The 21,086-nt window shown below is 42.7% G+C and carries 13 protein-coding genes; 4 read left to right on the top strand and 9 right to left on the bottom strand.

Going from position 1 to position 21,086, the window contains the following annotated elements; translation table 11 throughout:
- Positions 1 to 275 precede the first annotated feature (275 nt).
- The 4 genes from ACTUJY_RS14325 to yfbR all read right to left on the bottom strand — a co-directional run bounded on the left by ACTUJY_RS14325 (position 276) and on the right by yfbR (position 5,390).
- Complete coding sequence (locus ACTUJY_RS14325) at positions 276 to 2,423, bottom strand: pre-peptidase C-terminal domain-containing protein (RefSeq protein WP_463616792.1); 2,148 nt, start codon at positions 2,421 to 2,423, stop codon at positions 276 to 278.
- A 374-nt stretch (positions 2,424 to 2,797) separates the two neighbouring features.
- On the bottom strand, positions 2,798 to 3,502 hold the full coding sequence (locus tag ACTUJY_RS14330) for a YecA/YgfB family protein (RefSeq protein WP_463616793.1): 705 nt from the start codon (positions 3,500 to 3,502) through the stop codon (positions 2,798 to 2,800).
- Between the two features lie 172 nt (positions 3,503 to 3,674).
- Positions 3,675 to 4,733 (bottom strand): glycerol-3-phosphate dehydrogenase/oxidase, encoded by a 1,059-nt coding sequence (locus tag ACTUJY_RS14335; protein ID WP_463616794.1) that lies wholly within the window; start codon positions 4,731 to 4,733, stop codon positions 3,675 to 3,677.
- Between the two features lie 72 nt (positions 4,734 to 4,805).
- Positions 4,806 to 5,390 (bottom strand): 5'-deoxynucleotidase, encoded by a 585-nt coding sequence (gene yfbR / locus ACTUJY_RS14340; protein ID WP_463616795.1) that lies wholly within the window; start codon positions 5,388 to 5,390, stop codon positions 4,806 to 4,808.
- A gap of 103 nt (positions 5,391 to 5,493) precedes the next feature.
- On the opposite strand from yfbR, the gene ACTUJY_RS14345 reads away from it, so the two are divergent.
- Positions 5,494 to 7,527, top strand: a complete 2,034-nt coding sequence (locus tag ACTUJY_RS14345; RefSeq protein ID WP_463616796.1) for a TonB-dependent receptor plug domain-containing protein — start codon at positions 5,494 to 5,496, stop codon at positions 7,525 to 7,527.
- A gap of 230 nt (positions 7,528 to 7,757) precedes the next feature.
- Positions 7,758 to 7,976, top strand: a complete 219-nt coding sequence (locus ACTUJY_RS14350) for a hypothetical protein (protein WP_463616797.1) — start codon at positions 7,758 to 7,760, stop codon at positions 7,974 to 7,976.
- On the opposite strand, the gene ACTUJY_RS14355 is transcribed toward ACTUJY_RS14350, so the two are convergent.
- The 5 genes from ACTUJY_RS14355 to ACTUJY_RS14375 all read right to left on the bottom strand — a co-directional run bounded on the left by ACTUJY_RS14355 (position 7,973) and on the right by ACTUJY_RS14375 (position 18,233).
- The gene (locus ACTUJY_RS14355; RefSeq protein ID WP_463616798.1) at positions 7,973 to 9,301 is read right to left on the bottom strand and encodes a sensor histidine kinase; all 1,329 of its coding nucleotides are present in this window, start codon (positions 9,299 to 9,301) and stop codon (positions 7,973 to 7,975) included. The genes ACTUJY_RS14350 and ACTUJY_RS14355 overlap by 4 nt on opposite strands.
- A 2-nt stretch (positions 9,302 to 9,303) precedes the next feature.
- Positions 9,304 to 10,002 carry a response regulator gene (locus ACTUJY_RS14360; protein WP_463616799.1) on the bottom strand — a complete coding sequence of 233 codons (699 nt, stop codon included), beginning with the start codon at positions 10,000 to 10,002 and terminating at the stop codon, positions 9,304 to 9,306.
- 263 nt (positions 10,003 to 10,265) lie between these two features.
- Positions 10,266 to 12,929: a family 16 glycosylhydrolase gene (locus tag ACTUJY_RS14365; protein WP_463616800.1), complete on the bottom strand. Its 2,664-nt coding sequence runs from the start codon at positions 12,927 to 12,929 to the stop codon at positions 10,266 to 10,268.
- Between the two features lie 22 nt (positions 12,930 to 12,951).
- Positions 12,952 to 15,510, bottom strand: a complete 2,559-nt coding sequence (locus ACTUJY_RS14370) for a TonB-dependent receptor (protein ID WP_463616801.1) — start codon at positions 15,508 to 15,510, stop codon at positions 12,952 to 12,954.
- Between the two features lie 104 nt (positions 15,511 to 15,614).
- Positions 15,615 to 18,233, bottom strand: a complete 2,619-nt coding sequence (locus ACTUJY_RS14375; RefSeq protein ID WP_463616802.1) for a glycoside hydrolase family 3 protein — start codon at positions 18,231 to 18,233, stop codon at positions 15,615 to 15,617.
- Between the two features lie 183 nt (positions 18,234 to 18,416).
- Between ACTUJY_RS14375 and ACTUJY_RS14380 the strand changes: the two genes are divergently transcribed.
- Both ACTUJY_RS14380 and ACTUJY_RS14385 read left to right on the top strand, forming a co-directional pair.
- Positions 18,417 to 19,682, top strand: a complete 1,266-nt coding sequence (locus ACTUJY_RS14380; protein WP_463616803.1) for a sugar MFS transporter — start codon at positions 18,417 to 18,419, stop codon at positions 19,680 to 19,682.
- Positions 19,679 to 21,079, top strand: a complete 1,401-nt coding sequence (locus ACTUJY_RS14385) for a glycoside-pentoside-hexuronide (GPH):cation symporter (protein WP_463616804.1) — start codon at positions 19,679 to 19,681, stop codon at positions 21,077 to 21,079. The genes ACTUJY_RS14380 and ACTUJY_RS14385 overlap by 4 nt, the downstream gene beginning before the upstream one ends.
- Positions 21,080 to 21,086 lie beyond the last annotated feature (7 nt).

Raw genomic sequence — 21,086 nt, forward strand, 5'->3', positions numbered from 1 at the left:
GATAAAGAACAATTTTTCATTATAAAACTGTTTTCGAGTCTACAGTAATCTGAGTTTAGAACAAGTAAGTTTGGACTCTAAAGTCGGTGAATGCTTTATTAGCTTTTATAAAAAGTTGGCGCTTAATCCGAACTGGGGTTTCAGTAAAAAAGGGATAGGAAAAGAAAATATCTCCGTTTGGACTTGAAAAAGGATTGGAATGAACTTCCTTCAAACCTTCTCCCCTTTTAGGGGAGAAGGGATCAAGCATAATAAAATTTCACTCAAAGGTATCGCTAGTTCGCTTCTCCACGAATGGTTACACCACTGTAACTGCTGTAAGCACGGATACTAAAATACCAGGTGCCAGCTTGAGGATTATCGAAGTTGCACGTTTCTTCATTGCCGTACCGATAAGGACGACAGTCGTAGCTACCGGTTGTTGGCTGAGCTCCGTAGCGAACGTACATATCGGCATCACCACTGCCTCCCGTTAGTACGCCATTTAAGGTACTCATACCGGCAGGCACTTCAAGCGTGAAGTGTTTCCAGCCTCCTCGGGTATCGGATAAATTGGTTTCCTCAAAGCTGACGCCGGTTCCACCTTCAACATAATCGGCAACAATTTGAGTACCCGAAAACGAAGAGTAAGCGCGAATCATGACAAAGTAACGACCTGTTTGTGGTGAGTTAACGGTACAGGTTTCATTGTTACCAGAAAGATAAGGTCGGCAATCGTAACTGCTTGTTGTTGGCTCGGAACCAAAGCGAATGTAGAGGTCAGCATCACCACTTCCTCCAGACAAATTGAATGTCACTTTTGTTGCAGTGTCAGGCACATCGAAATAGTAATGCAACTCTTGGCCTTGCGAAGCGGATAGCCCAGTTACCGGCACACCTTTTATCAGTTCGCCTTCATTAGTATCACTCACACTTACGGTTTGTGTCTGACTGTCTGTCTTACCGTCATTATCGGTAACCGTTAATACCACCGAATAGTTACCCGCAGATGCATAAGTATGAACAGGGTTTTGCACATTGGAACCGTTACCATCACCAAAATCCCAATTGTGACTTACGATTGTGCCATCACTGTCGCTGCTGGCATCCGTGAAAGTCACTTCCAATTGATTTGCGTTGTAAGAGAATTGCGCAACCGGATCACCTGTGGGTGTTTCATTATCACCACTGGGTATTTCATTATTAAAATGGCTCGCAACCTGAGGCCATATTTTATTAATCAATACACCTTGATTTGGGCAGCCACCAAAGTGATGCAGTGCGATCACGCGATTAGATGACGCCGCTAACACTGGAGAGCCGGAACTGCCTCCAATTGTATCGCAGTAATAACCCATGTCGGTATTCGTTCCTCGACCATTAACTTCCGGCTGATCCACTCGGCATAAACCGTCACTGTTTTGATCGCTTTCAATGGAAAGTTCTTTAGGGTTGCCACTACCATGCTGCGCAATGTAAATACGCTCTTGCAATGTTGCTGCGCGTACATCCAATCCGAAATGCCCAAACGAGCTGATATTGGAAAAGTTATTCACTGTAAACAAGGTATAATCCAGCTCATAATCGGTGGCCAATAATGATGCGCCTGTTACAATCGTTGTGCCGGCAAGTGTACTTCCACCACAGGTCGTGTGTTGATAATTAAACCATACTTCTGTGTTTGCAATTCCTGACTGGGATGATACACAGTGGTTATTAGTAAACATGTGATTATTAGCCCCAACACGCCACCCAGTACACAAACCAGAGCCATTCATAAGTAATCGCGCAACCGGTCGTGTTCGTTCAAACTCGGTAGGGTGACTTGCTGCCCAACATTGCACGTCACGTCGTTCATTCACACCACACGTTGAGCGGGTATCAAAAGGGTTTTCGGGTTGTGCCTGCATTATTTGTTCAACCTCCTCGGCAGGAAACCCTTCCATGATAGAGTCCACTTCAATTCGATAGGGTTTATGACCAGCACTACCAGGGAAATACTCAATAATGGCCGTATCACCAATAATGGACAGTGCCGCGAACGCGCTAACACCATCATCGCCTTCATTTAAAGTATAAAGTGAGGCGTTTTCACCACCGTAACGATGAACCATGCTTCCGTCTTCATTCCGCACTTCAACATAAGCACCTTCCGGAATTTCAAAGTGATTAAAATGAACCTTTATAAAACTGGCATTTTCCTTTTTTATTCTAAATTTACGTCGCTCCAATGCTTGATAGTTTTGTGAACGTTTACCACTAAGCTGCAAGCTATCACCAATCAGTCCTTTGAATGACTTTTTCGACGCAATGGTCACTATTTGTGGTTGTAGATTTACACTTTCGACGGTTTTATTATCTTCGGTAGGTTTTGCTAGCACCAGTGAAGATGCAGAAATTGCCAGTGCAATTCCTGCAATAATGTTTCTAGGAAATCTTTTCATTATCTGCCTCTTCAGTATTTGATTCTATTTTTATTGTCCCATTCAAAGAGATGTTGCTAAGGCGCTCCTCTCTTTGAAAAGTACTTTGAAGCAGTCAAAATACAAATAACCTTTCGACGGCTTCTAAGAAAGCACGCCAATAATGTTTATCTCAAATCGTTAACGTTATTCAATCGAAATACAGCGAGAACGGCAAACCAAATTCGCGGCAAAGTTACTCTATGAGGCTGTTTTATTTTTGTCCATGTTACAAGCAAGTTTGAATTGTATAAAATATCAGCTTAGGGGAGTGGGTCATTGTTTATCGATTATTATTTGACTTTGAAATAAATTCCATTTAATGACAACGGTACAAACGTTTAAAAACGCATCACTTAATGCAAGCAACATTTCTTGAATTTTTTACCGCTGCCACAAGGGCAAAGATCATTTCGACCAACGCTCTTCATTGTATTTATTTCTGGTTGAGGTTTAACCGAAACGAAAGAGCGTCCGATGCGATGTCCAATTTCACCAACATCAGAAAGCAGACCTTGATACATCGGGATGACGGGTAACTTGTCGTCGATAATATAACCAATAAGATCCGGTATATCTGTGGCTTCAAGCTTTTTCGGATAAGCGATCATTTGCATCGATAAAAGATTGGCACTGCCTAGCGTTGAGTCTTCATCGGAGTCATCATCAATGACATCGCTCCACAGTTCATAGAGCCAGTCATAACCATTGATGTATCCACCGCAAAAATCTTTCAGAGTAGAAGAAGCACCTTTTACTTTATCGAAACTGAGTCCTTTTGGAAGTGATATCACACTTTTGTTGGCAAACGCATGGTTACACAAATTCCACCATGTCGAGACAAATGACACAAAGCGTTCGGACTGTTGCTCATCGATGAACTCAATTTCTTTATCATCGACAGCTAATAGTGGAAACCATTCGCTCATCTTAATTTGTTCAGGAGCAGAAGCCACGGCAGTAATAAAACCAAGAATAAAAAAAGGCTTTTCAACTCGTGACGAAAGGTGAGGATCATCAAATAATGCGAGAAATTCTTTACTATTAAATTCTGTATCCACTTTTCATCCCGAACGCTCGTTAAGTCTGGGTATAGTATAGCGCGAAATTAAGGGGTTTATCAGCTCTATCTCTGTGCGGAGTAACCAAAGGTAAAATTTTTTTTGATCTATAAATCAGCCATTTATTACTTTTTGCAACGCAGTCTCAAATCTCTTATTTTCTTTGTGTAAGCTATAACTTCCGCACCACGCTGCGTGCTAACGCTCGAGCCGTTGTCCACTTACCACCAAATACGCTGATCAGCCTATTATGTTTGATTATTTTATACTCTCGACTGGCTTTGCTCGCTATTTGACTCCCCGTAAGCAAAGGTCTTAAACCAGAAAAAGAGAAAAGAATATCTTTTTCTTCACGTTGAGGATCAAAATAAAAGTTGTAAAGATCCAGCAAGTATCGCTTCTCATTTTGAGAACATTTAATAGGTTCCTCAATCGACTGCCTCACTTCCGTTGTTCCTAATAGGGTTTCACCTTTATAAGGTAAAACAAATACTATACGTGCTTCTCCTGGGACTTCGAGCATATGCCCAAATTTACTCACATGCGGTAATAACAAATGACTGCCCCGTACCAAATCAAGTTTTTGTTTAAATTGAACACCGGACTTTTCTAACAATTGAACACTCCAGGGACCAGCAACATTGATGATTCGATCGAATTGGTATTGACTGTTTTTCGTTTCGATAACCCCGGATTCCGATATTTTTTCTACTGCGCAATTTTCTCTAATTTCAACGGATAAATGACGACATTGATCGGCAACCCAAAGCCCTAAAGCATGATCATCCATTTGGCCGTCGGCAAATAAATAAGCACCCTTTAAATTTTTCTGAGCCAATTGTGGTGAACAGCGTTTTACCTGTCTAGGGGTAAGCCAGCGGTGACGACCGATTCCTTTTTGACCCGCGAAAAAATCATACAACATCATTCCCATTTTAATTTTCCAACGCGAACGTGTATGTGAATATATTGGGTATAGAATCGGTAAACGTCGTGTTAAGCCAGGCACTTTTTGCAACCACCACTGGCGCTCACCTAACGCTTCTCGCACCAAACGAAATTCGAGATGCTCCAAGTATCGCAAACCACCATGCAATAACTTTGATGACGCAATACTGGTTTTACCCATCAATCGATCACTTTCAAATAAAGTGACTTGATGACCGGCTTCAGCGAGCTGCCAAGCGCAACAGAGTCCGTTAATCCCTCCACCGATTACAGCAATGTTCAACAATGACTCCCCTTCATATCCATAAAAATTGCGTAAAAAACATTGATCCACACGTTATCATGAAAAATTCAACTATCGTAATAATTCATCCAAAGTCAGCTCGTAACTTTCGGCAAAAGTATCCATAAAATGCGTCACTTCCGGCAACTGAAGACGATGCAATCGCTGCTTAATATCTTCAGCGGCGTACGCAAAATCATGATTTCCGGCCGAAAGTTCAGTCTGACACTTTATGTACGCAGAAATAGTATCGGCCGCTTTAATCAACTCACGATGCTCTTCCGGAATATTGTCTTCGATCAATACGTGTTTAAAGTCTTCCTGAAGCTCTTTTGGCAACAACCCTAACAGCTCATGTTCTGCTTGACGCTCTATCGATTTGTAAGCTTCGGTAATTGCCTTAGAATGATACTTGATCGGTGATGGCAAATCTCCGGTTATCACCTCACTGCAATCGTGGTAAAGGGCAGCGACAACCACAGCATTCACATCGACTTGCCCTTTGAAATAACGATTTTTTATCAGTGCCAAGGCATGAGCGATGGTCGAAACTTCCCAGCTGTGTTCCATGACATTCTCACTCACTGTATTACGTTTAAGCCCCCAGCGTTGAAGCCAACGAATCTTACTGACATAGGCATAAAAATGGCTTTTCATTTTGAATGTATAAACCTCTAATCTATTTATCGATAGTTTAATTTGAGATAAAACGCTAACAATAGACTACTATTATGCTATTCCTTCACCAAGCGATTTGTATATGAAAGCGCTTCTACTCATAGCAATATTGTTACTAACGGTACCCTCCAGAAGTGACCACCCGGAAGACTACGAACAAGATTTGCTCGATCTACCCTTAGCCGACTTGTTAAAAATTAAAGTTAAGGTTGCTTCGCTTTTTTCTGAATCTCAAATGGATACTGGCTCGACCGTTGAGACACTTTCGGCCAGTCAATGGCAAAATTGGGGAGCGAACGATGTTCAAGATATTTTGCGGAACCTCCCTGGCACCATGCCGTACTCAACGGTTTTAGGAGGAACCGCAATGGCCGTTCGAGGCTATGGTACTGGCTTGTCAGTGCGAGGTATTGCCGTATTATTGGATGACGTCCCTCTCAATCGCCGTTTACTCGCTTCGGCGCTTTACCAACAGCGCAGCTATCGACTCCCCATTTTACACAATATCGAAATCATTCGAGGACCCGGTTCAGCCCTTTATGGATCGGATGCCTTTCACGGTGTATTGGCGTTAAATACCATCCACAATCAAAATCCTGGTTTTACCGGGGGAGGCTCAATCACCGGACATCATTTTAGCGAATGGTATCTGCATGGAAATACCGACTTAAACGATACCAATAACTTGGCAATGGCCTTGAGTTATGCCAACCAACACAATCAAAATACAAGGTACGACTACACTGACCCAAACTCGCAAACGTTTACTCAAGCATTTCGTCGCGATAGCTACGCCGCGTATTCAGGTGTCGTCAAGTGGCAAAAAAAAATGACGTCCACTTTCCATGGATATATGAACATCTACGCTTTGGGTCACGATACCGACGATTCAATGGGTTTTGGACGTAGCCTCACGGGAACAAGCATTTTAACCAACAGAGATCTCACCAGCGCAAAAGACACATTACAAATGTTTAAATCAGGGTTTGATTGGACACTTTCATCGGATACGTCGGTAGAAGGAAGAGTGTTTCACTGGCGTTCAACGTTTGAGAATTTATCGGACTTATCCAATCTAACGGGCATACAGTTGCTCGGCGAAGGTGTTGAAAAAAGCTCTGGAATCGAAGTGTTTTTCAAACAACAACGTACAGAGTGGAATACCCAGTGGGCTGTCGGCCTCAGTGCTCGCCTATCCTCTATCACCGAAGAGAGAGAATTTTTATTGGACCCTCAAGGACAGATCATTGCTCAATATACCGATGAATCTTTTTTACATGATCAAAATCTTCACAGCCTTATTGTCGATGCCCGAACGACACTGTTTCGTCAACGAGTACACGTACTCTATGGAGGTCGTATCGATAATTACTCAGAGTACGGTCAACAAAACTCACCGCGTTTTGGCGTTATTTATAAGCCACAAGAAAATCATGCCATTAAATGGACTTATAGCGAAGCATTTCGAGCACCCAGTGCCATTGAGCTCTTCAGCGGCAACCGCATTGCTGGAAATATCAACTTACAACCTGAGGAAATCGTTAACAAAGAATTGTCTTACTTGTATAACCAGTCAAATTGGAGCTTTACGGCTACGTTGTTTAAAAGTTTATGGACTAATGGTGTTGTCATCGTGGCCGAAAGCGATACTGCCCAATACCAAAACATCGGAAAAAACGAATCCAAAGGTGGGGAGTTGATCTTTCGCGGCCAAGGCAGTCAGTATCATTGGGATTTCAATGTTTCTTACAGTGAAAGTAAAGCGATCTTCGAAAACACCGACGTAAACTTCACGGCCTACCCGAAATGGATTATTAACTTTCATGTAGACATAAATGGATTACCAGGAAATACCGCACTCAGTTTAACCAACCGAGTTCATCTCGATGTGCATGAAGGCCCTATTATAAATTTCATTTCATCACCCAAAAAGCTGAAGAATTACTATCGAAGTGACCTACAGTTCATTTGGAATAGCCGTCAATCATTCGAGCTTCAAGCGGGTGTAAAAAACCTTTGGGATAGAAACAACCGAATCCCTTCGCTCTGGAATGTTGAAGGCGGAGAAGTCGATATTGAGCGACGTTTTAACCTCGACTTACGCTACCGATTTTGATGACACCTTTTGGTAAACTCTGCTTAATTGGTAACTTCTATCGCGATTTTCTCTAAAAATATACTTTTTAATTACTGAATGATTCTATACATCACAAATTTGGGTTATTGAATACTGAACCACAGCTCATTATTATTATTTAACTCAATTTGAGTTTTGATTGATGATACAATTACCACTACTCTAGAGTTTTAGCTGTTTCAACTTGGCCCAGCCATAAGGGGCGCTCCATGTCTATGCCACTACCCAACATTGACATCATCAACAGCGACAACGCCAAGCAGATGACCGGCATCCGTCTGCGAGCAAAAGAAAATGGAAATCTGTTTTTAATTGACGGTTATTATGAAGAAGGCACACAAATCATTTTTATCGCCATCGACGACAACGGCAACTTAACCTGTATTCCAGGACACGCCATTCATCAGTATGAGTTTGTTGAGTATTAAAATGCTCTCTTAGGTAACACCACCCTAAACTGAGCTCCGCCTAAAGTACTGTCACCTACGTTTACTTGTCCATGATGTTTTTCAACCACCTTTTTCACGATTGCCAGCCCTAGGCCAACACCACCCGAGTCTCGAGATCGGCTTGGATCTAACCGGGTAAACGCTTCAAAAATCCGATTTCGTTTGCCTGGTGGGATCCCCATACCATCATCATCAACACAAATAGTGATGCTATCACTTTTGTTTTCAAGCCGGAGTTGAACTTTTTTATTAGCAAAACGAGCGGCATTTCTTAACAAGTTTAATAAGACTCTATCGAGTAAACGCTCATCGCCCACCACGATATACTCATCATTTTCTGCAATTACCTGTATTTCACGCTCTGGGTATAATGGTTGTAATCGAGTGACAACGTTTAGACTCATTGCTTTCAGATCAATCGATTCTAACCCCATTTCAAGCTGCGTGTAAGACAATCTCGAATAACTTAAAATTTCACTAATCAAAGACTCAAGCTCGTCAATTGATTCAAACATTTGTTGAATAAGTTTATGACTTTCTTGATCGTGTTCGCTATCTGAAACCAATTCCAAAGCAAAACTTAATCGTGCGATCGGACTGCGTAGCTCGTGAGCAACAGCATGCATCATGTCTTTTTGATCAACAATGATCGCTTGATTACTTTCTTCAATTTTTTGAATATAGCTTTCCAACGCGATCAGTTTCCGAGCAATACCAAGGAGCATATCTTGACCAACTAATAACTCATTCGGTAACGGTTTCATTAACAATAAGTTTGATAGAGAAGACTCAAGTCGCCGCGCTTGCCCTCGAAACCCGTAAAACCCTATAACAGCGATGGCACCATTCACCATGAACATCAGTAATATAAACAAAGGCTGATAACTGGTAGAAACCACTTCGATTAAATCGAGCGGTCCAATCTCCACATAATGTTGTTGCCCGACAGATAAATAAGCAACCGGACCATTTTCGGCATAAAGAACAATGATATAATCCGTTTGAGACAACTCCAATACCACATCATCCCCCAAGGAAAGCAGATCCGCCGTTCCCAATTGCGAAGGAATATTTTGCTCAAGCGCCCAACGATTAATTAGCGCTTCCAATTGCTGTAAGTTATCTCGAATTTCAGGATGAATTGAAATTTCATGCCGTAAATCTAACGAATACTGTCGTAATTGATCACGCGAATCCGTCCAGTAATTCGACTCAATGCTGGCTAAATAATAGTTTTCATAAATAAAGAGAAGTAAAAAATTTGCGATTGTAAAAGAAAGAAAAAGTTTCCAATAATGCTTCATTGCTAATCAGCCAAAATGTATCCGCGCCCGCGAATGGTTTTTATGATTTTCGGATTTTTGGGATCATCACCCAGTTTCTTACGTAAACGTGAAATGCGAATGTCAATGTTACGATCTAACCCATCGTATTCCAACTTAAACACTTTTTGATGCAATGCTTCACGAGAAATGATTTTTCCTTTTTGCTCCGCTAACAGCCACAATAAATCAAACTCTGCGGCAGTTAGTTCGATTAAGTTCTGATGTAATCGTATCGTACGCTTTCGGTTATTGATCACCAGTGCGCCAGCAGTAATGGTGGACTCACGGTCATTTGCATCAGTGCCGCCCTCATACTTGTGGGTTCGTCTCAGCTGCGCTCGAATATGCGCGAGTAAAACTCGAGGTTTGATTGGCTTACCCAAATAGCCATCGGCTCCCATTTCTAACCCAGCAACTTCGTCAATGTCATCACTTAACGCCGTTAACATTAATATGGGTCCGCTAAAGGAGTTTCGAATTTCACGACATACACTGAGTCCATCCATTCCCGGCAACATAATATCCAAAATCACCAACTGTGGTGTCTCTACTTTCACCCGCTCAATTGCCGTTAAGCCATTAACTTCGTGCAAAACTCGAATGTCATTTTTTTCAAGATAACTGCGAATCAACTCAGCTAACTTAACATCATCTTCCACCAAAAGAATGGTAGCCGTCATTCAATTACTCCAAACGCCAATGTTTAACTACATACCGTTCATGCTTGATTACGAAATGCCATCAACTCGACATCTATAACAATATTAGCAATGAAATAAAGTTATCGAGTGGTAGTCAATCTAAAATGAATGTTTTAACGTAAAAATGGGTTGAGTTCCAATGCAAAATGTAGCGTTTTGTAGCAATGCATGGATTAAGAGAGGTGAAGGTAAGCAAATCCCTTTGCTCATGACTTAATAGCGGTGCAACTCCGATTGTAAACTTAATGAGCCCAACGCAGATTATCCAATCGATAAACAGTACCGTTAGCAATTCCCCAGTTAGGTGCAACAACAATGGCAGCATCAACACTTTCAATATTGGCAGGTTGCTCCCACTCGGGAATCGAGTTATTCATTAAGTCGGCAACCGCGATAGAGTAGTGTTTCCAGACGCCCACTTCGGGTGATTCGATTGCGAAAGCACCCGTTGTTTTTGGATAAACCGTATCAAATTTCACATAAAAACCACTGTTATCCAACCCGACATTGGGCTCTTGAACGAGCAGTAAATCAAATTCGATGGTGCCCGATGCAAAATCAGATAAGTCCAACAAACTTCCATTCGGCTGAACAAAAAACGGCAATGTGGTATCGTCCACTTCAAACTGAAACTCCAACACATTTCCCTTTGAAGCATCCACATCGTCAACCATTTCACGCATGCTGACACCATTTAATGAAGGTGCAAACTCAAATTCACCGAGATGCGTTCCGTCATAGATCAGTAAATCTTGGTCTGGATTGGGTTTAGGATTGCCCGAGCCGATCTCACCACCTTCGGCATACCAAATAATATTATCCAGTTGAAAATGAACGCCTTGTTGATCACCCGATTGCGGGTATATGACGAGTCCGGTGTTGACTCTCGATGTGTCGAGCCCACCATTTCTTAATGTCGATACATTAATTTCAAACGTTTGCCATTCACCTTCCGCGTCAACTTCTAATGGTTGGTCTCCGCTTGTGCATGGATAGACACAGTCCACTTTAAAAGCCATACCACTGGTATTGCTACCAAAGTCCACGACTTTTAAATCAAAACTCAACACACCGGCATCAAAACGACTCAAATCAACCGGTTGCGCCGATTGAATAAAAAAGACGCCATTAGTCGCATCATTTTGATCGAAGCGCACATCAATGATTTGGCCGCGTCCCTCGGCATTTTGCAGCGACCAATTCACTTTGGTATTCGAGTTATCTCCGACAAAGTAATCCGTATTAACACCACTATCCCAAGCACCAATACCATTCGTCCACAACGGATCCACTTCATCAACAAACACATTAATTTGATCCGCATCGATCGCTTGTGAAGGAGGTTGAACACCACAACCATTATTTGATGGGAAACCACAGCGGAGTGCAATATTATCAACCAATAAATGTGCGGCCCCCGTAGGTTCAAGAACAAACAAGCTCATTACGTTTTTGATATCTAACGGATTGGCACCCTCATTATTACCGTTCGCTAACACATCAGAAATCTTAATATGCAATGTTTGCCAAGCATCCATTTGTAATTCACTGACCGGTAAGAGCACTTGGCCGAGATTTGGCCAGCCACTGTCTATTTTTATTGCAATAGCACTTTCGGGATCCGTTAAACTGGAGTCGACATAAAGATCAAAAATAAGTTCGCCTGCATGGGGTGAATCAGAAGCCGCAGATCCCATACCGAAAAGTTCGAAACTTCCGCCTTCTGTTGCGTTAATTGAAATGTTTCCACTGTTTGTGGTCATAACATCCAATACGGTACCCCGCTCACCACCGTCCACTTCGGATAACCTTAATGCGCCTTCATTACTCCAAAAGGAATTAACGCTGAGCGTACGCTCAATGTTTTCATCATTCAGCTTCCATCGGATTGGCTGAATGCCATCATCATATAAAAGATATTGCACAACGTAAGGTTCATGCGCTGCTGGCGGTTCTAAATTGCGATTACGATTGCTAGCGCAACCTTCACCGGTGTGAGTATCGTTCATGCATTGATAAACTCGAACGTAATCGATTTCCATATTCATAGGAAAAGCTGTCGATTGATCCGGCGCTCCCGGTAAATTTCCACCCACTGCAAGATTAAGAATGATATAAAACGATTGATCGAAAGGTCCTTGGTTTGACAATTGAAATCCGTTTGCAAGATCTTGATAAAAATATGACCACCAACTTCGCGACATTTGCGTTGCATAATGGACATCGTTAACATACCAACGAATTTCGTTCGCTTCCCATTCAACCGCAAACACCTGATACGCTTCCGTAAAATTGATATCTTCTGGAGAATACTCCAATGAATGATACTGGTTTAACGGCCACTGCATACCATAATGTAACGTTCCCGATACGGTGTTACGTCCATCGACACCTAAATTAATCGACTCCATAATATCAATCTCACCACCAGCTGCCCAACCGCCATACGGCGAGTTACTCGGCAACATCCAAAAAGCTGGCCAGCTTCCTTTTCCTGCGGGTAATTTAATGCGCGCTTCGATCCGACCATAACGTATATCAAACTTTTCCGCGGACTTTATTCGCGCCGACGTATAGGCATAGCCGTTCATCGGCTGTTGTTCCGCATGAAGCGTTAATACGCCATTCGATACGTTGGCGTTTTCCGGCAAATACCATTGTTGCTCATTATTGCCCCACCCTGGAATTCCGTATTGTGAGCCGTCTCCGGTTTCGGCACTCCAGTTTTCGCTGTTTAATTCAGAACTATCAAACTCATCTTGCCAAATCAATTGCCAGCCGAAATCATTCAATGTTTGTGGTTGTTGGGGGAGATCCATTTGGGGATTTTTATTTTCAGTTTTGCAACTGGTGGCCGATAGCAATACACAACACATTGCCAGTATTAATCGAAGCGTATTTTTCATCTCGTTATCTCCTAAACTGGCATTAAAAAGATTGACTGTATCGCACACCAAACATTCGAGGGCTGTTCCACCCCCACTTCGGATATTGTGCGCCACCATTAGACCAAGTTTTAACAAGCTCATCGGTTGCGTTATACACATAGGCTTCCAGATACCAATCATTATTAGTGTCATAACGCAAACTCGCGTTTAAATTAAACCACTCGTCGCGTTGATCACTGTAAGCAGAAAGCTCATCAAAGTTTCTATCCGTTAAATGCGCTTCATCTTCCCAATGCAGTGATACCCACGCGGTAATTTGGCCATCTCCACTTAACTCAAAAACATGTTCGTAATTTAATGTCCAAGAGAGGTTTGGTGTAAATGGTAAATCATTTCCGCTGACATCACCTTCTCCATCACCACCACATAAGCTCGCACCCGCAGCTTCACGTTCGGCGCAATACCAACCATCGGTATAGCCGGTCCACTCATCGTACGTTGCATTTAAGAGCGCAACGAACCCACTGATTTTATTCCATTCGCTTAGTCGCCAACTAAATTCCACTTCGAGTCCTTCTATGGAAGCTTTCGCTGCATTTTCCGTCAACAAAGTAGAAATATCATTGCCCGTAACCGCATGCTCACCCACTTTTCGAAACGTAGTGACTTGTTTATCATCGTAGTCGCTGAGAAAAGCGGCAACGGTAAGGTTTAAATCGCCATCAAACAAAACACCTTTGTATCCAATTTCATAATTGGTTAATTCTTCCGGCTGATAACCAAAAAACTGTATGGTGCCTAAACCATCAACATCAACACCGTCACCAAACCCTCCCGCTTTGTACCCGGTTGCCACATAGGAATACACATAATTATCGCGATCGAAATCGTAATCGAGTCCAATACGCCAAGTGCCTTTGGTCCATTTATGGTCGGTATCGTTGTATCCCACAATCACTAAATTTTGAGCATAGTTTTGCACTCCCATGCCATAAACCAAATCGTTGCTGGTATAGGTAGGGTAAGCATTTGGATCGCCAACGATGGCATTATTAATTCCTTCATTGGGTCCCAATAATCCACCGGAAAAACTGCCTTGGTTACCGTTAGCGTCATAACTCCAAGGTCCCCAAGCTCCCCAGTTGGTTCCGCCAATGTCTTGCTTTCGATCAGTAGTACTGCGATAACCTAAAGTTAAATGTAACTGTTCAGAAAAATGAAACGTCGCCTGAGCAAACAAAGCTTCCGAATCAAGTAAACGCTCAGGCTGAACGTAACTTCCAGCTCCAGGAGTTGGAGCACCACAGCAAAAAGGTAACTCAACATCGAAATGAATGGCATTGTCTTCGGAAAAATTAAAATAGCCTACGATCCAATTGAGCTTATCTTCAAAACTGCCTTGTAATTGCAATTCATGAGAAATGGATTTGTAATCGGACCATCGCGTCGCTAAATAGAGATCGTCTCCCCAAGGCGTATAAAGATAACCGGACCATCCCCACCCTGTATTTTCACCGGGCGTCGGAAACCATCCCATATCGCCATCCCATTGTTGGCTGCGTTCTTGGTACGCCCATCCCGCATTATAAACAAACTGTAAATTGTCGCTGATGTCGTAACTCAACTTCGCACGAAAACTGTCGATCCTCATTTCCAGTTCGCCCGGAGTATTGACCCAAACGGTTCGCTCATCACCACCATAGTACTCACATGCGGCTCTAGATTGCTCGCAGTCCGGAGCGATGTAACCACCCGCGCTGGCGTCTTCGAAACGCTCCAGTGCAAAACGAGCGGTTAATTTATCCGTCATATCCCAAAGACCGGTAATTCGAATACCAAATCGATCGGAATTTGTGTACTCATCACTGTCATCGACCATTCGGTTACGACGCTGATCCACATCCGCTATGCCATCCCCATCACTGTCACGTACATCCATGATCTGAGAAATGTAACCGTCTCGGCGTTCAAAAAAATAATTGGCACGCATGGCAAAATTATTCGCGACAGGCAAATTCACCGTTGCTCTCATTTGCCGCTGATTATAATTTCCAAGTTCCAACTGAAAATCGGTACTGTATTCATTGAAGTCAGGATCTTGGGTAATTAAGTTAACACTTCCCGCTGTTGCATTACGGCCATAGAGCGTTCCTTGCGGTCCTCGCAAAACCTCCAGTCGTTCCAAGTCATACATTAAAGCCATCGCGCCTTGAGGCCGTGGCGAATATACACCGTCAACATGAAAGCCAACACTGGGATCCCCAAGCTCGGTAAAGTTGTTGCTTGACACACCGCGCATGGTCATTTGGACGCCACTATCAGAAGGCGAAAAAGTCACATCCATATTCGGCACGAGTGAGCCAATGTCGCGAGCATCAGTAACGCCTGCACGATTTAATTGCGCTTGGCTAAACGCAGTAACCGCAATGGGGGTTTCCATTAACTCCGTTTTCATTTTGGTTGCCGTGATCACAACAACCTTCTCGTCCAGTACACTGTTTCGTTTTTTATCGTCTTTATCGGGCTCATCGGCCGCGTGAGCTGAGCTCAGTGCAACCACTCCACAAAGCAGCGTTGTTTTTAGTTTTATGATTTTCATAGGTTCCCCCTTTGGTTATCATACCGAATATGAAATCGCTTTCAAAACAAAATAAAAAAATTTGTTGAGTGTTTTACTGTTGTTTATCTTTCCGCTAAAGCGCGTTAACCGGCATTATCACCACACCAAACGTTAGGCTCTTCAGTCATAGCGCGCCGAATTCGAATATTGGACAAATGCAACTCCCAGTCGCCTTTACTCCACAAAGTAAAAGGCGAAAAGGTTTGTGAAAGTTCTTCTGATGATTGATCGAGACAAGACAAATTAACTTTAATCGTTTGCCACTGATTGGTGTGATTGTCTTCTAGAAGCCTTGGCGCCAAATCAACCCCTTCCTTACAAAGGTGACGACAATTAAAAGCGAACAACATCGGACTGTTGGCCGATTGCCGAACGAATACTTCAAATTCAAGCCAAGCATGTTGCTGTAGTAATCCACGGTAATCCTCAGGAAAATCACTTTGCAAACGAATGCCCGCACCTTCGGAGTGTTTCCAATACACCGCTATCGCATCTTCTTGAACATGTCGATCGATGGTGCGCAAAGCAACACCTTCAACGCTCACGGTATTGGATGTTTTTACTTTTTGTTCTTGTTGGTTAAACAAAGAGAGACGCAATGGCGCCATTACTCTTTTTTGAAACAGCCACTTATCCTTAAATGAATCAGACGTTTTACTTTCATAGCGTTCCGTTAGCCTTTGAATTGAATTTTGTTGGGTATAACTTAATCCATAGTCGTAGGCAAACAACGGAAGTTGATCGCGATACGGTTTATTTAAAGGCCCTTGCTCAGGAGTTTGAGGCCAGGAAAATGGAAGTTTTCCCGAAAAGTCGTGTCGCACGTTACCCTGCTCGTCAGTAAACAACACATCGGCAACACCTGCACCTTCACCACCCGGCAACCAAGCCACAACAAATGCATCGGATTGATTGAGTTCTGCATTGACCCAAAGTGGACGACCGGTAATAAAAACAGAAACGGTTGGAATACCCGCCGACTTTAACTGTTTGAGTAACGCCACATGTTTTTTATTGCCGCGCTCAAATTCTAAATTATCTAGGTCGCCATTGCCTTCTGCGTAGGGATGCTCGCCATAAACCACAATGGCAACATCAGGCTTAGCTTGGTAACCACCATCAACACTTAGCTGAACTTTTCCACCAACGGATTCAACGTATTGTTTGATACCATCATAAATCGAAGTTGCATTCGGAAAATCACTGTTTTGATTTCCTGTTCCTTGCCATGTGAGAGTCCATCCTCCACTTTGAATACCAATATCATTTGCAGCCGAACCGGCGACTAAAACATTTTGTCGTGCTGACAACGGTAAAATGCTTTGGTTATTTTTTAATAATACTAACGACTTTCGAACCGCTTCTCTTGCTAATTTTCGATGTTCTGAAGATCCCACCCATTCTAAATGTTGACTCTCAATCCTTTGTGCAGGGGAAGGTTTGTCAAACAATCCTGCGCGTAATTTCACACGCAATATTCGGCGGACCGCATCGTCAATTCGATCGATTGAAATAACGCCGGCTTGTACTTGTGCAATCGTGTTGTGATACAACGGCTTCCAACTTTCACCAGGCGCCATTAAAATATCGACACCCGCATTAATGCTTTGCGGACAACTTTCATTACTGCATCCTTCGACTTGACCGTGTCCATTCCAATCACCAACAACAATGCCATCGAATCCCATTTTTTGTTTGAGCACATGCTGCAATAAATATTCATGTCCATGAATTTTTTCACCGTTCCAACGATTAAACGAAGCCATTACCGTTTGTGCACCAGCGGCTAACCCTGTTCGGTAACCCTGTCCATGCAGCCGGAACAGATCAAACTCACTTAAAAGAGTATCGCCTTGATCATCACCCAATAAAGTACCGCCATCACCAATGAAATGTTTTAACGTCGCAATCGTTTTTCCTTCCGACAAAAAGTCATTCGCAAGATGACCTTGCATACCTTCAACAAAAGCACGACTGTACTTTGCAACTAAGCTAGGGTCTTCTGCATAACTTTCGTAACTGCGTCCCCATCGATCATCTCTGGCAACCGCTACGGTAGGAGCAAACACCCAATCAATACCCGTTGCGGAAACTTCCCGCGCCGTGGCAGCAGCAATCTTACGAATCAATTCGGCATCACGCGTGGCGCCGAGTCCTATATTGTGCGGAAAAATAGTCGCACCCATGACATTCGTATGGCCATGAACGGCGTCGGTTCCCCACATGGTTGGAATTCGACTGCCATCAAGACGATCATCAATGGATGCTTGAAACATCGACTCTGCCAGATGTACCCAATCGATGAGTTTGGAAGCTTTGTTTTGATTTGGGAAAGAGCCACCACCATTTAAGTAAGAACCGAACCCATAATGACGCATATCTTCTATTGAAAAATCACGTATTTCAGGTTGAATCATTTGCGCAATTTTTTGCTCGAGCGTCATGCTCGACAGAATACGTCGTACTCTCGACTCAATCTCTGCGTGTTGGCTGAATTGGGGGCCAACATGCGGCCAAATCGAGTCAGAAGTTTGTCGATCAGTCATAGAAGGTGGATCGATTCGATTATTTTTTGCGTCACAGCCGACTGACAAAAAAATGGTTGCTAGAAAAATTAAACAAAAGAATGTCTTAAAAGTACCCACTCTTAAATTTAAATCCGATCGAAGAATATCACTCTGCACGGGTGGAGCTTCCAACATGATGTCCCCTTTATAATCGTTTGATTTCCAACATGTTGAGATGCAGTCTAACCGAGATTATTTTTTCATGAAAGCGCTTTCATATGTTTTTTATTTCGGTTACATTGCCAAAAGAGGCTAGATAAGGCGCCTGAAAGAGATCTGACCAGATCCAACAACCATTCTGAGCTTGGGACAAAAATCATGAATAATAGTATTGAAAACAGTGTGTTAGACCTTTCTCTTAGCAAAGACTCTCAATCCAACTATCGATTTGCTCTCATCACTCTAACTTCGCTCTTTTTTCTTTGGGGGTTCATCACCAGTCTGAACGACATTTTAATTCCTTATTTAAAAAGCTTATTTGAGTTGAGCTTTGCTCAAGCCATGGCCGTTAACTTTTGCTTTTTTGGCGCTTATGCCTTGGTGTCTTATCCTGCCGGATTATTCATCAAAAAAACGGGGTATAAGCGCGGAATTGTCAGTGGCCTAGCAATAGCGGCTGTTGGTTGTTTGTTTTTCATTCCCGCTGCACGCCTTGAAGTTTACGGTTTGTTTTTGTTAGCGCTGTTTATTTTGGCTTCTGGTATCACGGTGTTACAAGTTTCTGCGAACCCCTTTGTGACGCGCCTCGGAGATCCGAGCAGCAGTGCTTTTCGACTTAATCTGACACAAGCCTTTAACTCGTTAGGGACAACGGTAGCACCGATATTTGGTGGAATATTAATCCTGTCTGTCGGGCTCACAGAAAAAGGGTCGACGGCCAATGCCATACAAATACCTTACACGATTATCTTTTTAGTACTTTTGTTTCTCGCGATCACCTTTTACTTTTTAAGACTCCCCAAAATCGATGAGTCACGACACCACGTAACACACTCAGCGCCGAGCAATAAAGAAAATGCGTGGCACCATAAACATTTAATGCTGGGTGCTATCGCTATCTTTTTATATGTGGGTGCCGAAGTATCCATTGGCAGTTTCTTGGTTAACTTTTTTGGTGAAAGTCATATTGCCGGATTAACCGAAGCCCAAGCAGCACACTATGTTGCCTATTACTGGGGTGGAGCAATGATCGGTCGCTTTTTAGGCGCAGCCATTATGCTTCGTGTCAAAGCGAACTGGATACTCACTTTTAATGCCCTTGCTTCGGTACTTTTACTCACCTTTACCATGGTATTTGACGGTATTACCGCTCAGTGGAGCATACTGGCGGTCGGCTTGTTTAACTCCATTATGTTTCCCACCATTTTCAGTTTAGCGATACACAAACTTGGTCCTCTGACGAGTCAAGGCTCGGGAATACTTTGTATCGCGATTGTTGGTGGGGCAATTGTCCCCATGCTTCAAGGTATTATCGCTGATATTGTGAATATTCAGCTTGCATTTATCATCCCTTTGATGTGCTATCTATACATCGTTTTTTATGGCATTAAAGGTTACAAAGCCGAGCTTGGAAGTAAGGAATGACTCATCAAAAAATCAAGTTTATCGAAAAAGTGGGTTACGGCTTAGGCGACACAGCGAGTAACCTAATTTTTCAAACAGTTATGCTGTTTCTCGCTTTTTTTTATACGGATATTTTTGGGATTTCAGCAGCAACCGTAGGTACTATGTTTTTAGTGGTTCGGATTTTTGATGGTATAACCGATCCTTTAATCGGTTGGCTAGCCGATAAAACAAACACTCGCTGGGGTAAGTTTCGTCCCTATCTATTATGGATGTGTTTACCACTGGTTATTGCTTGCTGGTTAACCTTTAGCACCCCCGACGTCTCATTAACGTATAAAATTTTGTATGCCTATTTAACCTACGCTTTTCTAATGTTGGCTTATACAGCAATAAATATTCCTTATTGTGCACTTGGTGGCGTGATCACTTCGGATCCGCAACAACGAGTTGCGCTGCAATCTTATCGCTTTGCATTGGCTATGCTAGGAGGAATGTTGATCAGCGCATTCACTTTACCGATGGTCGATTGGTTAGGTGCGGGCGATAAAAAGGTAGGCTATCAACAAACCATGCTGTTCATGAGTTGCGTAGGAGCATTTTTGTTTATATTTTGCTTTTTAACGACGCGCGAACGAATTCATCCACCCGCAGTTCAAAACCTTCAATTAAAAACATCCATTACAGCGCTTATTAACAATGACCAATGGAGAATTATAAGTTTAGTCTGCTTTGTCGTTTTAATCGCGATGGTCATGAGGAACACCGTCACGCTTTATTACGTCACTTATTTTCTAAATGCAGAGCTCCAAACAACACTATTTATAACAATGGGGATGCTGGGTGCAGTTCTTGGCAGTTTTCTATCGCAATACACTACGTACTTTTTTTGCAAAATAAAAAGCTACGCCATTGCGAATGGTATCGCTGGTGCTTTGTGTATACTTTCGTTCTTGATTCCCGAAAATGCTTTTGTTCCAGCGCTTATTGCGCATGTACTCATCAGTTTCTTGTTGCAAGTTGCAACACCTTTATTATGGACCATGATGGCAGATGTTGTTGACTATGGGCAACACCGGTTTGGAAACCGACTGACCGGACTCACCTATTCTTCAAATCTATTCTTTCTTAAACTGGGTATGGCTATCGGTGGTGCATCAGCAGGATGGCTACTTGCTTATTATGGTTATCAAGCAGGGGAGCCACAGAGTGACGATACGCTCAACGGAATTAAGCTACTCTTTTGTATTATCCCTGGTATTTTGTTTTTATTGTCGGGCATTATTGTACTACGGTATAAACTGAATAAATCCGCCATGCTACTTATTCAAAAAGAGCTCTTACAAAGAGCACCGAAAGAATCACATACTCGATGTCAAAGGCCAAAGAGCTTGGAAGCAGCAAACGAGCACCCATAGCCTTTTT

This window comes from Pleionea sp. WD8-19, from assembly GCF_055326765.1.

Excerpts from the sequence above, each read along its gene's own strand:
- ACTUJY_RS14385 (WP_463616804.1), top strand. The coding sequence starts at position 19,679 with ATGACTCATCAAAAAATCAAGTTTATCGAAAAAGTGGGTTACGGCTTA.
- ACTUJY_RS14370 (WP_463616801.1), bottom strand. The coding sequence starts at position 15,510 with ATGAAAATCATAAAACTAAAAACAACGCTGCTTTGTGGAGTGGTTGCA.
- ACTUJY_RS14355 (WP_463616798.1), bottom strand. The coding sequence starts at position 9,301 with ATGAAGCATTATTGGAAACTTTTTCTTTCTTTTACAATCGCAAATTTT.
- ACTUJY_RS14365 (WP_463616800.1), bottom strand. The coding sequence starts at position 12,929 with ATGAAAAATACGCTTCGATTAATACTGGCAATGTGTTGTGTATTGCTA.
- ACTUJY_RS14380 (WP_463616803.1), top strand. The coding sequence starts at position 18,417 with ATGAATAATAGTATTGAAAACAGTGTGTTAGACCTTTCTCTTAGCAAA.
- yfbR (WP_463616795.1), bottom strand. The coding sequence starts at position 5,390 with ATGAAAAGCCATTTTTATGCCTATGTCAGTAAGATTCGTTGGCTTCAA.
- ACTUJY_RS14325 (WP_463616792.1), bottom strand. The coding sequence starts at position 2,423 with ATGAAAAGATTTCCTAGAAACATTATTGCAGGAATTGCACTGGCAATT.
- ACTUJY_RS14360 (WP_463616799.1), bottom strand. The coding sequence starts at position 10,002 with ATGACGGCTACCATTCTTTTGGTGGAAGATGATGTTAAGTTAGCTGAG.
- ACTUJY_RS14375 (WP_463616802.1), bottom strand. The coding sequence starts at position 18,233 with ATGTTGGAAGCTCCACCCGTGCAGAGTGATATTCTTCGATCGGATTTA.
- ACTUJY_RS14345 (WP_463616796.1), top strand. The coding sequence starts at position 5,494 with ATGAAAGCGCTTCTACTCATAGCAATATTGTTACTAACGGTACCCTCC.
- ACTUJY_RS14350 (WP_463616797.1), top strand. The coding sequence starts at position 7,758 with ATGTCTATGCCACTACCCAACATTGACATCATCAACAGCGACAACGCC.